This window comes from Microbacterium sp. P5_E9, from assembly GCF_054049175.1.
In genome coordinates this window covers 234,702-249,163 of the sequence record NZ_JBFUMV010000001.1, presented here as the reverse complement: position 1 = coordinate 249,163, position 14,462 = coordinate 234,702, and the positions used below count along the sequence as shown (strand labels likewise).

The following is a 14,462-nucleotide window of genomic DNA, read 5'->3' as shown; positions in this document are numbered from 1 at the left end:
GCACGGGATCTGAGGGTCGCGCCCCGCCGATCTGAGGGTGCGCGCCCGATGTGGTGATCGGCGATGGGGACGACCGTGAGTGCATCGAACCCCTCAGAGGAAGGCAATTCCATGGACAAGACATCGAGCAGCCGCCGATCGTTCCTCGCCATCGTCGTGGCCAGTGCGATCGGTGCGACGATCGGCTTCGCCTCGACGAGCGCGATCGCCGCGCCGGAACCGCGCAGCACCGTCGCCGTCGCGGACCAGTCGGAGTGCACGAATGATCCGTCGGTCGACGAATCCGAGTCCCGCCAGGTGCCGCCACGGAGCACAACGACCATCACACACCGCGGCGGCCACTACGCTCCCACACCGCAGTGACGCTCGCGCAGCTGGGTCCTACCCTCAGTCCTCAGCCGCCGTCGGAAGAGGGCGCGGGCTGTGCGTCGAGCGCGGCCGGCCCTTGAGTGACAAGCAGGTGGAACTGCGCGGCATCCAGAATCCGGATGCCGAGCTCCTCGGCCTTCGCGAGCTTCGACCCGGCACCAGGGCCGGCGGCGACGAAGTCGGTCTTCTTCGACACGCTCGAGGCGGCCTTGCCGCCTGCCGTGATGATCGCCTCCTGCGCGCCCTCGCGGGAATAGCCCTCGAGCGCGCCGGTCGCAACGATGGTGAGTCCATCGAGCAGTCCGCCCTCGACCACGGATGCGCCGGGTCCAGGGTGACCGGGGGTGGCGAGCTGCGCGCCCGCCGTGGCCCAGCGCTCGACGATGTCGCGATGCCAGTCGACCGCGAACCAGTCGATCAGCGAGTCGGCGATGATCCCGCCCACGCCCTCGACCGCGGCCAGCTCGTCACGTGAGGCCGCCCGGATCGCCGCGACCGAGCCGAACCACTGCGCAAGCGCCCGGGCGGCCACGGGACCGACGTGACGGATGTTCAGCGCGACCAGGAAGCGCCACAGGTCCTTCGTCTTGGCGATCTCGAGGTTCGCGAGCAGCTGCGTCGCCGAAGCGGAGAGGATGTGGGTCGCGTCACCGTCGAACGCGCCATCGGGGTCGAACGGAGTGTCTGACTTCTTGCGCTGCCGACGGAACGGCGAGCGCGTATCGGGCTCACCATCCTCGAGCAGCCGCGGCAGCCCGGTCTCGGCGTCCCGCACGACGACATCGATCCCAAAGAGGTCTTCTGGGCGAAGGTCGAAGAGGCCGGCTTCGGTCGGCAGCGGCGGCACCTCGGGGCGGACGGGCTGAGTGAGCGCCGCCGCCGAGACCTCGCCCAGACCCTCGATGTCGAGGCCCCCGCGCGAGCCGATGTGCTCCACCCGGCCACGCACCTGGGCCGGGCACGAGCGTGCGTTCGGACACCGCAGATCGATGTCGCCTTCCTTCGACGGCGCCAGCGGCGAGCCGCACTCCGGGCATGCGGCGGGCATGACGAAGGCCCGCTCGGTGCCGTCGCGGAGCTCGACGACCGGCCCGAGCACTTCGGGAATGACGTCTCCCGCCTTGCGGATGACGATCGTGTCGCCGATCAGAACGCCCTTCGCCTTGACGACGTCCTGATTGTGGAGCGTCGCCTGCCGGACGACGCTGCCCGCCACGCGCGCCGGCTCCATCACGGCGAACGGCGTCGCCCTGCCGGTGCGGCCGACCGAGACGACGATGTCGAGCAGCTTGGTGTTGACCTGCTCGGGCGGGTACTTGTAGGCGATCGCCCAGCGCGGCGCGCGGCTCGTGGCGCCCAGCTCGTCGTGCAGCGCGAGCTCGTCGACCTTGACGACGACGCCGTCGATCTCGTGCTCGACGTCGTGCCGATGCTCGCCGTAATGCCGGATGAACTCATCGGCGCCGGCGGGTGAGTCCGCGACCCGGAAGTAGGCGCTCGTCGGCAGCCCCCACGAGGCGAGCAGGGCGTAGACCTCGCTCTGCGTCGACACCGGCGGGTCGGGCCAGGCGCCGATCCCATGCACGGTCAGGCGCAGCCGCGAGAGCCGTTCGTGCATGGCCTGCAGCTGGCGCTCGTTCTTGCCCTCGGACTTCTGCCGCAGGGACCCGGATGCCGCGTTCCGCGGGTTCGCGAAGAGCCGATCACCCGCCTTCTCCTGGTAGGCGTTGAGCGACTCGAAGTCGGCGACGTTGAAGAACACCTCGCCGCGCACTTCCACCAGGTCGGGATGGCCATCACCCGCGAGCACGTGCGGGATGCCGTTCAGCCGCCGGACGTTCTCGGTGACGTCTTCGCCGACGCGGCCGTCACCGCGGGTGGCCGCGGACACCAGTCGCCCGCGCTCGTAGCGGAGCGACAGCGCCAGCCCGTCGATCTTGAGCTCGCACAGGAAGTGCACCGGCCGACCGGCGTCGCGCTGCACCTTCGCGGCCCAGGCCAGCAGCTCCTCGTCGCTGAAGACGTTGTCGAGGCTCAGCATGCGCTCGGCGTGCTCGACCGGGGCGAAGAGGGTGCCGGAGGCCGCCCCGACGCTCAGTGTCGGCGAGTCCTGCCCCTGCAGCTCCGGGTGCAGCCGTTCGAGGGCTTCGAGCCGGTGCATCCAGCCGTCGTAGGTCGCATCGTCGACGAGCTCGGCATCCCGCCCGTAATACGCGTCGCGCGCGTCGATGATGCGCTCGATGAGCCCTTGAACCTGGGTTCTGGCCTCCTCGAGGCTCAGCGCCTCGAGCTCGGCGAGATCGGTCGTGTCTCCTGCTGCCACTCGGCCAGTTTAGGCAGGGCCTCCGACGTTCACGCGGGGCGAAGCGCGCTCACACCGCCGCGGGAACCGCCGAGACCGTGCGGTCGATGGTGAACTGGCCGATGACGCGGGTCCCGTCGTAGAGCACCGCCGTCTGCCCAGGGGCGACCCCGTCGAACGGCGTCTCGGGGACGACGGTGACCATGCCCCCGGCGAGCGAGGCGTGCGCCGGCACCGGGTCGGCGTGCGCGCGGATCTGCACATGGCACGAGAACTCCGAGGCTGCCGGAGCGCGCCCCGCCCAGGTGAATCGCTCCCCCGCGATCTCGGCGCACGCGAGCGCCTCCTTCGGACCCACCACGACGGTGTTGGAGATCGGACGCACCTCGAGCACGAAACGCGGTTTGCCGTCCGCGGCGGGCACGCCGAGCGAGAGTCCGCGCCGCTGCCCGACCGTGAACGCGTGCGCACCCTCGTGTGTCCCCACGACCGCGCCGGAGCGATCGAGGATCTCGCCGCGCTCGGCGCCCACCTTGTCGGCGAGCCAGCCGCGGGTGTCCCCGTCGGGGATGAAGCAGATGTCGTGGCTGTCCGGCTTCTGCGCCACCGTCAGTCCGCGTGCCTCGGCCTCGGCGCGCACGAGGGCCTTGGACGGCGTCGCACCGAGGGGGAAGTAGGTGTGGGCGAGCTGCTCGGCCGTCAGCACGCCGAGCACGTAGGACTGGTCCTTCGCGGCATCCGATGCCCGGTGCAGTTCCCGACCTTCGACGCCATCGACGAGCGCCGCGTAGTGGCCCGTGCACACCGCGTCGAAGCCGAGCTCGATCGCGCGCTCCAGCAGCGCTGCGAACTTGATCTTCTCGTTGCAGCGCATGCAGGGGTTCGGGGTGCGGCCGGCGCGGTACTCCGCAACGAAGTCGTCGATCACGTCGTCGCGGAAGCGCTCCGAGAAATCCCAGACGTAGAACGGGATCCCGAGGCGGTCCGCGGCACGACGGGCATCCATCGCATCCTCGATCGTGCAGCACCCGCGACTGCCCGTGCGCAGCGTGCCGCCCGCACGCGACAGTGCCAGATGCACGCCGACGACATCGTGGCCGGCGTCGACGGCACGCGCCGCCGCAACGGCGGAATCGACACCGCCGCTCATCGCCGCAAGGATCCGCATGAACCCAGTCTACGAACCCGCTGCTGAGCGGGTGCCGGATGCCGCGGCACGAGCCCGCTCGACGGCTCCGGGCAGCGCGGCGAGCACGGCATCCACATCGTCCACGGTGGAGGTGCGGCCGAGGGTGAGGCGCAGCACCTGCCGTGCCTCGGCGTCGGTTCGCCCCAGCGCCCGGACAACGTGCGACGGCTCCGCGACGCCCGCCTGGCACGCCGATCCTGTGGAGGCCGAGATCCCGGCGTGATCCAGGAGGAACAGGATGGACTCCCCCGGTGCACCGGGAAAGTGCAGGTGCACATTCCCGGCCAGCCGGTCGACCGGGTCGCCCAGCAGCTCGGCGTCGGGGATCCGGTCGCGTACCCCCTGCACCAGGCGGTCGCGGAGCTGCGTGAGGCGTGCGGTCTCCTGCGCGAGGTCGGCGATCGCGAGTTCGGCGGCGACGGCGAAGGCGGCGGCGCCCGCGACGTCCTGGGTGCCCGCGCGCAGTCCGCGCTGCTGACCACCGCCGTGCAGCAGCGGCGCCAGCCCCGCGGAGCGCGCCGCGACCAGCGCTCCGACACCCACCGGACCGCCGAGCTTGTGCGCGGCCACGCTCAACGCGACCAAGCCAGATCCGCTCGGAGCCGCGCCACGCCACGCGGAGAAGTTCAGAGGGAGGTGGCCGAACGCGGCGATCGCATCCAGATGCAGGGGAACATCAGCCGCAGCGGATGCCGCCGCCAGCGCGGCCGCATCGTTCACGGTGCCCACCTCGTTGTTCGCCACGAGAGCGGTGGCGGCCGCCGCGCCGTCGAGCGCCGCCGCGAACGCATCAACGGGAATGCGGCCCTGCCGATCGAGGCCGACCGCGCGGACGTCTGCCCCCTCGTGGGCGGCCAGCCACTCGGCGGTGTCGAGGGTGGCGTGGTGCTCGCCGTCCGGGAGGACGAAGGCGGCGCGACCGGGCTGCCGCGACCACCACAGCCCCTTCAGCGCGAGGTTCACCGACTCGGTGCCCCCGGAGGTGAAGACGACCTCGATGGCATCACAGCCGAGGGTCTCGGCCAGCCTCTCCCGCGACTCTTCGAGCAGGCGGCGCGCCGATTGTCCATCCCCGTGAATGGATGAGGGGTTCCCGACGGTCTCGGCCGCCTTCAGCCACGCCTCGCGAACCTCGGCGCGCATGGGCGTCGTGGCGGCGTGATCGAGATAGACCGGCATCCGCTTCTCCGCCCTTCCCCACGCTCATCGCTCCCGGCCCGAGTCCCAGGAACTCCGGCATCGGGTCTCGTAACGTCTGCGACTCACAGCACAGTTATGGTAGTCCGCATGGCCAGTGCCGACCCCCTCGCCCAGCGCGCACTCGACGATCTGCTCAGCCCAGACCTCGACGATCTGGGCGTCACACTCACGGCCGACGGGGGCAGACTGCGTGTGTGGTCCGCGAACGCGTCCGCGGTGGAGCTCGTCATCTTCGACGAAAGCGACCTCGATTGGATCACGGTCGTCCTGCCGCTGGAACGCGCGGAAGGCGACGTCTGGACTGTCACAACGCCGCTCCTTCGCCCGGGCACTCCCTACGGAGTGCGCGTCGACGGTCCCCTCGGCGCCGGCAACCTCTTCAACCCCGAAACCATCCTCATCGAGCCCTACTCGAAGGGCGTCGTCCGCGGCGGCACTGAGGAGCGCAGATCGCTCGTGATCGATGAGGGGTTCGACTGGGGCGGAGTGGGCAAGCCCGCGGTCCCGCTGGACCGCACGGTGCTCTACGAGGGACATGTGAAGGGCCTGTCGAAGCGGCACCCGCAGGTGCCCGCCGCGCTCCGCGGCACGTATGCCGGCCTCGCCCACCCGGCGATGATCGAGCATTTCCACACCCTGGGGATCACGAGCATCGAGCTCCTGCCGGTGCACACCTTCGCGACCGAGCCGCGGCTGCTGCAGCACGGTCTCGTGAACTACTGGGGATACAACACCCTCAATTTCTTCTCACCGCATGCCCCGTACGCCACGCTCGAGAACCGCCTCCGCGGTCCCGAGGCGGTGCTCCGCGAATTCAAGGGCATGGTCAAGCTCCTGCACGAGGCGGGACTCGAGGTCATCCTCGACGTCGTGTACAACCACACGGCCGAACTGCAGATCGGCGAGCCCCGCTCGAGCTTCCGCGGCATCGACAATCAGTCGTACTACCGCCAGCACGACGACGGCGCGTACATCGATCTCACCGGCTGCGGCAACTCCATCAATACGGCGACGGATGCCGCGGCACGGCTCGTGCTGGACTCCCTGCGGTACTGGGCGAACGACCTGCAGATCGACGGCTTCCGCTTCGACCTGGCCGCGACGCTCGGCCGGGACGAAACGCACTCCTACACGAGGGAGCATCCACTGCTGCGGGCCATCGTCGAGGATCCCACGCTTGCCGGAGTGAAGATGATCGCCGAGCCATGGGACGTCGGCATGGGCGGCTGGCAGACGGGGAACTTTCCCGACGGCTGGATCGAATGGAACGACCGGTACCGCGATCGCGTCCGCAACTTCTGGCTCAGCGACGTCGATTACGCCCGACGCGCCTCCGTCTCTCCGGTCGGCGTCGGCGGCTTCGCGAACCGCCTCGCGGGCTCGGCGAACACCTTCAGCGCCGAACGCGGCCCCCTCGCGGGCGTCAACTTCATCACCGCGCACGACGGCTTCACCCTCCACGATCTGGTCTCGTACGACGTCAAGCACAACCTCGGCAACGGCGAGCACAACCGCGACGGAGCGGACACGAACCGCTCCTTCAACCACGGCACCGAGGGACCGACCCAGGACGAGGGGGTTCTGGCGACGCGCCGCAGGGCGATGCGCAATCTGCTCGGCACGCTCCTGCTTTCCGCCGGGATTCCGATGCTCACCGCGGGTGACGAGTTCGCCCGCACGCAGCGGGGCAACAACAACGCGTACTGCCACGATTCGGCACTCACCTGGCTGTCCTGGGACCACGCCCCGTGGCAGGACGATCTGGCGGCCCACGTCCAGCGGCTCATCGCCCTGCGCCGCGACAACCCCGCCCTCCGACCGAGCCGATTCGCACGCCTCGACGAACCCACCCCGTCGGCATCGGACATGGACTGGTACGACGAGAACGGCGAGACGATGTCGATCGAGCGCTGGACGAACCCGCAGCACCGCACGCTGCAGTATGTCGCGACATCCACTCCCCAGCATGAGGACTTCAACCGCATCCTGCTCATGGTCCACGGGACCGAGCGCGCCACCGCGGTGACCCTCCCGGAGATCGACGGAGTCACCTCCTACGTGTCGCTCTGGTCGAGCGCGGACGAACGGCCTGCAGATGAGCGCCCGCTGCACCTGCCCGGCGATGTCGTGCGCCTCCCCGGCACCTCGATGCACCTCTTCCGCGCCGACTGATGACGTCGCGCCTGCCGTCACTGTCATCGTCATTCGCCGCACGGTAGGTTCAAGGAGTGGTCACGACTTCGCGCGGCGCGCACGCCCCGTCCTGGCGGAGCATCTCCGCCATCCCCGTCCGACCTGCGATTGCCGAGCGGGCTGAAGTCGGCACGTACACCGGACGCGTACCGCAGCTGCTGCCCGCTCCCTCGGTGCCCGGCGGTGGCTTCCGGCCGAAGGGATACGTCGGCGAGGTCATTCCATTCCGGGTGACCGCGTTCCGCGAGGGTCACGATGTCATCGGCGTGCACGTGCGCCTCTTCTCCCCCTCCGGCGAAGAATCCCTGCATCGGCTCACGGCGCTGCACGATGGCTTCGACCGTTGGGAGACCGCGATCGCACCCCTCGAACAGGGGGTTTGGTCCTTCCGGTTCGAGACTTTCAACGACGACTTCGCCACGTGGGAGCACGCCGCCGATCTCAAGATCGAGGCGGGCGTGGACGTCGCGCTCATGCGCGAGTCCGGTGCCCTCCTCTTCGACCGCGCTGCCGCCGAGAAGGCCCGCCCCCTCGCCGAGCGACGGGCGCTGAAGGATGCCGCGGCGCGCCTGCGCGACGACGGCGTCGATGACGCCGAGGCCCTCGTGATCGTGCGCGACCCGGCGATCGCCCGTCTGTTCGCCGACCGTCCGATGGCCTCCCTGACGACGATCGGCCCTCGCCTCGAGTTGCTGGTGGAGCGCGAGCGCGCGGGCGTCGGAGCCTGGTACGAATTCTTTCCCCGCTCCGAGGGCGCGCGCCGCCTGAAGGACGGCTCGACCAAGAGCGGCACCTTCCGGTCCGCCATCAAGCGGCTCCCCGCGGTGGCCGCGATGGGCTTCGACGTGCTCTACCTGCCGCCGATCCACCCGATCGGGCGCCTCAACCGCAAGGGCCCGAACAACACGCTCGACCCGCAGCCCGGTGACCCGGGCTCGCCGTGGGCGATCGGGGCTGCCGAGGGCGGTCACGACACGGTGCACCCCGACCTCGGCACGCTCGCGGACTTCCGCGCCTTCGTGCGGGCGGCCCGAGCCGAGGGGCTGGAAGTGGCGCTCGACCTCGCGCTGCAGGCGGCCCCGGATCACCCCTGGGTGGCGGCGCACCCTGAGTGGTTCACGACGCTGCCCGACGGCTCGATCGCGTACGCCGAGAACCCGCCCAAGAAGTACCAGGACATCTATCCGATCAACTTCGACAACGACCCCGAGGGGATCCGCGCCGAGGTGCTGCGCGTCGTCCGCCACTGGATCGCACAGGGCGTGAAGATCTTCCGCGTCGACAATCCGCACACCAAGCCGCTGCAGTTCTGGGAATGGCTGATCGGCACCGTGACGGCGGAGCAGCCGGATGCCGTGTTCCTCGCCGAGGCCTTCACCCGCCCTGCACCCATGCGCGGTCTCGCCGCAGCCGGATTCCAGCAGAGCTACTCCTACTTCACGTGGCGCAACACCAAGGAAGAGCTCGAGGAGTTCCTCGGATCGATCGCACACGAGACAGCGGACTACCTGCGGCCGAACCTCTTCGTGAACACCCCGGACATCCTCACCGAGTACCTGCAATTCGGCGGGAAGCCCGCGTATCGGATCCGTGCGGCGATCGCGGCGACCGGCGCGCCGCTCTACGGCGTCTACGCGGGTTACGAGCTCTTCGAGAACGTCGCACGTCCGGGCGCCGAGGAGAACATCGACAACGAGAAGTACGAGTACAAGGTCCGCGACTGGGCCGGCGCCGAAGCCCGCGGCAACTCGCTCGCTCCTTTCCTCACCCGGCTCAACGAGATCCGCCGCGCGCATCCCGCGCTCGGCCAGCTGCGCACCTTCACCGCGCACTGGAGCGACGACGATGCCGTGCTCGTCTACTCCAAGCACATCGACGCCGCGCTCTCGCCGACCGGCAAGGCCGACACCATCATCGTCGTCGCGAACGTCGACCCGCACTCGGTGCGCCAGACGATGGTCCACCTGGATACCCGGATCTGGGGCGTCGCCCCCGGCGAGCCGTTCGAAGTGGAAGAGCTGCTCACCGGAGAGCAGTGGACCTGGTCGGATCACAACTTCGTCCGGCTCGACGCCTTCGCCGAGCCGGTGCACATCCTCCACGTCAAGGAGCCACGATGACCCCGCTCGATGACCATCTGATCGACGCGGTCGCCGCCGGTTCCCACCACGATCCGCACGCTGTGCTCGGCATCCATCCCGGATCGGACGCGCAGGGCGCCGCCGAGTGGACCGTCCGGGCACGCCGGCCACTGGCGCAGAGCGTGACCGCCGTCTTCGCCGACGGCACCGAGGTGCCGCTCGAGCACGTGCGCTCCGGCATCTGGGAGGGCACGCGTGCGGGCGAGGCCGGCGCGTACAACCTCGTCACGACCTACCAGGACGGGCCGGACTTCATCGCCGACGACCCGTACCGGCACACCCCGACGCTCGGCGAGCTCGACCTCCACCTCATCCGGGAGGGCAGGCACGAGCAGCTGTGGAACGTCCTCGGCGCGCACGTCCGCGATCACGGCGGCGTCCGCGGCACGTCCTTCACGGTCTGGGCGCCCAACGCTCGCGCCGCGCGCGTCGTGGGCGATTTCAACAGCTGGGACGGCCAAGGCCACTCCATGCGCTCAATGGGAGCGAGCGGCATCTGGGAGCTGTTCGTGCCCGGGCTGGGCGCCGGCACGACCTACAAGTTCGAGATGCTCGCGCGCCACGGCGGGTGGGTCGTCAAGGCCGATCCGATGGCGCGGTTCGCGGAAGTGCCGCCGGCGACCGCCTCGGTCGTCACGGAATCCGCCTACCGCTGGAACGACGGCGGGTGGATGACCACGCGGGCCTCTGCGCAGCCGCTGTCCGGGCCGATGTCTGTCTACGAGCTGCATCTCGGATCGTGGCGACCCGGCCTGTCCTACCGCGACGCGGCCGAGCAGCTCATCGAATACGTCACCGCGCAGGGCTTCACCCACGTCGAGTTCATGCCGCTCGCCGAGCACCCGTTCGGCGGCTCCTGGGGCTACCAGGTGACCGGCTACTTCGCACCGACCAGCCGGTTCGGGCGCCCCGATGAGCTCCGTCTCCTGATCGACCGCCTGCACCAGGCGGGCATCGGCGTGATCATGGACTGGGTTCCTGGCCACTTCCCGAAGGATGCCTTCGCACTGGCACGCTTCGACGGCGAACCCCTGTACGAGCACGCCGACCCGCGACGCGGCGAGCACAAGGACTGGGGCACCCTCATCTTCGACTATGGCCGCAGCGAGGTGCGAAACTTCCTCGTCGCGAACGCGCTGTACTGGTTCGAGGAATTCCACGTCGACGGTCTGCGCGTGGATGCCGTGGCCTCGATGCTCTACCTCGACTACTCGCGCGAGCCTGGCGAGTGGGTGCCGAACGTCCACGGCGGGCGCGAGAACCTCGAGGCGATCGGGTTTCTGCAGGAGGTCAACGCCACCGCCTACAAGCGCTACCCCGGCGTCGTGATGATCGCGGAGGAGTCCACCAGCTTCCCCGGCGTCACCGCCCCGACCGACCACGCGGGACTCGGATTCGGCTTCAAGTGGAACATGGGCTGGATGAACGACTCGCTCCAGTACATCAAGCGCGATCCCATGTACCGGTCGCATCACGAAGGCGAGCTGTCCTTCGCCTTCGTCTACGCCTTCAGCGAGAACTACATGCTCCCGATCAGCCACGACGAAGTCGTCCACGGCAAGGGCAGCCTGTTCGCCCGCATGCCGGGCGACCACTGGCAGAAGCTGGCGAACATGCGCGCCTTCCTCGCGTACATGTGGGGTCACCCGGGCAAGCAGCTCCTGTTCATGGGGCAGGAGTTCGGGCAGATGTCCGAATGGTCCGAGGGTCGGTCGCTGGACTGGTGGCTGCTCGATCAGCCGTCGCACGCCCAGCTGCACGGCTTCGTCGCGGAGCTGAACCGCGCCTATCGCGCCCACTCCGCCCTCTGGGCGAGGGACAGCGACGGCGCCGCGTTCACCCGGCTGGGCGGACCCACCTGGAATCCGAACGTCGTGGCGTTCGCCCGCCGCGATTGGCACGGGAACACGATCGTCGTCGTGTCGAACTTCTCCGGAGTGCCGGTGTACGGGTACGAACTGGACCTGCCCGAAGCAGGGGTCTGGCACGAAGTCCTCAACTCCGACGCGCAGGTCTACGGCGGATCCGGCGTGGGCAACATGGGCCTCGTCGCGACCGACGCGGGGAAGCGCGCATCGATGGTGCTCCCACCCCTGGGAGTGCTGTGGCTGCGGCACGACCCGCAGGCGCACATCCCGTCGCCGACCCACGGCTGACCGCCCAGCGGCACGTCGGCCGGCATCGGAACGGCCGACGTCGAGCGGCCGGGCTCCTAGAAGAGCAGGCTGGCGAGGCGGCCGCGTGCCTTGAGCACGCGCGGGTCCGCGTCGCCGACCAGGGCGAACAGCTCGAGCAGGCGCTCGCGCACGGGTGCGCGCTCTTCCGACGGCAGCACGGCGAACAGGTCGAGGAGGCGTCCGAACGCGTCGTCCACGTGCCCACCGGCGAGATCGAGGTCTGCGACGGCGAACTGCGCCCCGAGGTCGTTCGGCGCCGCGGCCGCTGCGGCCCGGGCCTCGCCCAGATCAGCGCCCTGGATGCGCTCGAGCAGGCGGACCTGCCCGAGTCCGGCCTTGGCCTCGGCGTCGCGCGGATCCTCGGCGAGCGCCTTCTCGTAGGCCGCGATCGCGCGGGGGTAGTCCCCTGCCTCGATCGCCTCGAAGGCCTCGAGGTGCAGCGGCGGAAGCGCGGGCTCTTCGGGTTCGTCCGTGGCTGCGGCGTCGTCCGGCTCGTCGACCTGGACGCGACCGGCGACACCGTTCTGCGCGGCGACCTGCAGCAGCTGTGCGAACACCTCGCGCACCTGGGCCTCGGGCACGGCCCCGGTGAACATCGGCACCGGCTGTCCCGCGATCAGGGCGACGACCAGCGGGATCGATTGCGCGCGGAAGGCCTGGGAGAGCTGCGGGTTGGCATCGACATCGACCTTGGCGAGCACGACGCGCCCATCCAGCTCGGCGACCACCCGCTCCAGGATCGGGCTGAGCTGCTTGCACGGCCCGCACCACTCGGCCCAGAGATCGACCACGACCGGGACCGTCTTGGACAGCTCGAGGATCGTGCCGAACGTCTCGTCCGTGACATCCATCACCAGCGACGCGAGGGCCGCATCCGGTGCCGGGAGCTCAGCGCCCTGCGGCGGAGCCGCGGGACGATTGCGCAGGCTGGACAGGTCGACAGCTCCGCGAAGAACGGCTCCGGGGGCGGGTTCGGTCACGTGATCACCTTTGCGTTGAGGATCTCGGAAGCGTAGCCGAGCAGGCGCACCTTCTCGGTCGAGCCCTGGCTGGGCACATAGAAGAACAGCTGGTCGCTGAAGGTCGTGGAGAACCCCGTCGCCGACTGATCGGCGCCGGCCAGGGTCTTGACCGTGGGGTTGTCGCCGACCTTGATGACGGCATCCGAATTCGTCGGCTTCACCGTGTCGGTCTCGTCGATGTTGACGGCGACGATCGCACCGCTCTCGAGGGTGGCGAGTGCGAGCGGCAGGTGCGCGCCCGGCGTGGACTCGAAGGTCAGGCTGCCGGTCTGCGCACCGGTGGCGTTGAACGCGTCGAGGCGCTTCTGACGGTCGGCAGCCACTCCGGCCCGGAACTGGTCGCCGTCGGAGGTGAACAGCGCCGCGTACTCGCTGTCGTCGCCATGGTTGAGCACATCGGCGTACGCAGCAGCCAGATCCTGGGGTGCGATGGCGAGGAAGGACGAGTCCGGCGGCACCTGGGTCGACCCGATGTAGTCGGGCGCGAGTTTGGGCATCTCGGTGGCAGCCTCGAGGCTGGACTGATACGTGAGCTTGTACGGCGCCCACGCATCTTCCTGCGACATCAGCATGATGCTCGCGGTCTTGTTCTCGTCATCAGTGACAACGGCCATCACGGTCCGCGGCCAGCCGTCGACGGCCTGCGGCAGCAGGATCGACAGCGGCTTGGACGGGATGGCCGACGGCGGCGCGTAGTCCGCGATCGCCGTGCGGAGCTTGTAGTTGGTCTCCCGCTCGGAGAGCATCGCTCCATCGAGACGGGTCGCGGCGAGCGCGGGGTCCTTGGCTTCATCGGCATCGGCGACGGTGCTCGAGATGCTCGCGAGAATCCGCTCGGCCTGCACTTTGGTCACCGCGGGCGCCTGCTGGCCTTCGGAGACGATGACGGATGCCGTGGGAGTCGGCGTGGGGCTGCCAGCCAGATCCGGCCAGGCGTCCGCAGAACACCCGGTGAACAGCAGGGCGGAGACCGCGACGGCGGGGATCACGATGAGCGACCGGCGACCGCCCGAGAGTGCCTTGCGCGTCGGTTTGCTAGCGCTGATCACTCCCTTGTCCTGCCCCTCGACGGAAAGGTCGATCGGCTCGGTGACGGGCAACGGAAGCCCCTTTCTGCGTGGGCCCCGCGAGCGACGTGCGTGGCGGATGCCGAGAATGTACAGGGTGATGCCGATGGCCATGAGGATGCCGCCCGCGACGATGAGCGGACCGGACCACGGTGTGGAGCTCGCGATCGGCCAGGAGACGGAGATCGTCGAAGGCGCAGGCTCCGTGCCGTCCGCAGCGAGCAGGACGCTCATCGTGTCGGGAAGCTGCAGCGGGGCGATCAGCAGATCTTCCTGGGTGAACTCGTCGAGCCACAGGTCGGACCCGGCGGGATTGCGTCCAGGCACGGCGGCCGCGGGCGTCTCCGAAGGCGTGGGGGTCTCGGCAGCGGGAGTGGACGTCGCGTCGTCACCGTCGGCGGCGCCTGGCTCGACGATGGTCGCACTGACCTTCCCGTGCTTGTCGACGCTGACCACGTTGTAGGTGGAGTCGCTGAGCCACGCCTCCAGGTCGGCAGTCCGTCCGTACGCGGCGAAGATCTGCCCCTCACCGGACGCGCGAAGCGTCTGCGCACCGGGCATCGAGGTGAGCACTTCACCCTCGATGAGCACGTAGGGCGCTTCGTCCTGAATCGAAATCGAGGTCGTCTGCGTCTTCGGCCCCTGGAAGACCGTGCGCTGCGCGATCCCCGCTCCGATCATCACGGCCGCGAGCACGAATGCTGCAACGGCCCACACGAAACGCACGAAAGAACACCTTCCTCGGGTCCGCGATCGACGGCGCAGACCACTCACTAGACATTTCAGACTAGCGAAACTCACC

At 69.4% G+C, this 14,462-nt stretch carries 9 protein-coding genes; 4 read left to right on the top strand and 5 right to left on the bottom strand.

The features are described 5' to 3' along the window. Window positions 1-111 precede the first annotated feature (111 nt). Window positions 112-363, top strand: a complete 252-nt coding sequence (locus ACXJ3V_RS01195; RefSeq protein WP_457098430.1) for a hypothetical protein — start codon at window positions 112-114, stop codon at window positions 361-363. Window positions 364-394: 31 nt separating this feature from the next. On the opposite strand, the gene ligA is transcribed toward ACXJ3V_RS01195, so the two are convergent. From ligA to ACXJ3V_RS01180, 3 genes are read right to left on the bottom strand one after another with little or no spacing between them, the layout of a single operon-like run. Beyond that, window positions 395-2,692, bottom strand: a complete 2,298-nt coding sequence (gene ligA / locus ACXJ3V_RS01190; RefSeq protein WP_457098429.1) for an NAD-dependent DNA ligase LigA — start codon at window positions 2,690-2,692, stop codon at window positions 395-397. A 49-nt stretch (window positions 2,693-2,741) separates the two neighbouring features. Then, window positions 2,742-3,839: a tRNA 2-thiouridine(34) synthase MnmA gene (gene mnmA, locus ACXJ3V_RS01185; RefSeq protein WP_457098428.1), complete on the bottom strand. Its 1,098-nt coding sequence runs from the start codon at window positions 3,837-3,839 to the stop codon at window positions 2,742-2,744. A gap of 9 nt (window positions 3,840-3,848) precedes the next feature. Then, the gene (locus ACXJ3V_RS01180; RefSeq protein ID WP_457098427.1) at window positions 3,849-5,039 is read right to left on the bottom strand and encodes a cysteine desulfurase family protein; all 1,191 of its coding nucleotides are present in this window, start codon (window positions 5,037-5,039) and stop codon (window positions 3,849-3,851) included. Window positions 5,040-5,147: 108 nt separating this feature from the next. Between ACXJ3V_RS01180 and glgX the strand changes: the two genes are divergently transcribed. From glgX to glgB, 3 genes are read left to right on the top strand one after another with little or no spacing between them, the layout of a single operon-like run. Beyond that, window positions 5,148-7,232, top strand: a complete 2,085-nt coding sequence (gene glgX / locus ACXJ3V_RS01175; protein WP_457098426.1) for a glycogen debranching protein GlgX — start codon at window positions 5,148-5,150, stop codon at window positions 7,230-7,232. A 56-nt stretch (window positions 7,233-7,288) separates the two neighbouring features. After that, window positions 7,289-9,373, top strand: a complete 2,085-nt coding sequence (locus ACXJ3V_RS01170) for an alpha-1,4-glucan--maltose-1-phosphate maltosyltransferase (RefSeq protein ID WP_457098425.1) — start codon at window positions 7,289-7,291, stop codon at window positions 9,371-9,373. After that, window positions 9,370-11,550, top strand: coding sequence for a 1,4-alpha-glucan branching protein GlgB (gene glgB, locus ACXJ3V_RS01165; RefSeq protein ID WP_457098424.1), 2,181 nt, complete (start codon window positions 9,370-9,372; stop codon window positions 11,548-11,550). Before ACXJ3V_RS01170 ends, glgB begins: the two co-directional genes overlap by 4 nt. Window positions 11,551-11,606: 56 nt before the next feature. Here glgB and ACXJ3V_RS01160 read toward each other — a convergent pair whose 3' ends face one another. Next, the gene (locus tag ACXJ3V_RS01160) at window positions 11,607-12,551 is read right to left on the bottom strand and encodes a tetratricopeptide repeat protein (RefSeq protein ID WP_457098423.1); all 945 of its coding nucleotides are present in this window, start codon (window positions 12,549-12,551) and stop codon (window positions 11,607-11,609) included. Beyond that, complete coding sequence (locus ACXJ3V_RS01155; RefSeq protein ID WP_457098422.1) at window positions 12,548-14,386, bottom strand: glycosyl transferase; 1,839 nt, start codon at window positions 14,384-14,386, stop codon at window positions 12,548-12,550. The genes ACXJ3V_RS01160 and ACXJ3V_RS01155 overlap by 4 nt, the downstream gene beginning before the upstream one ends. Window positions 14,387-14,462 lie beyond the last annotated feature (76 nt).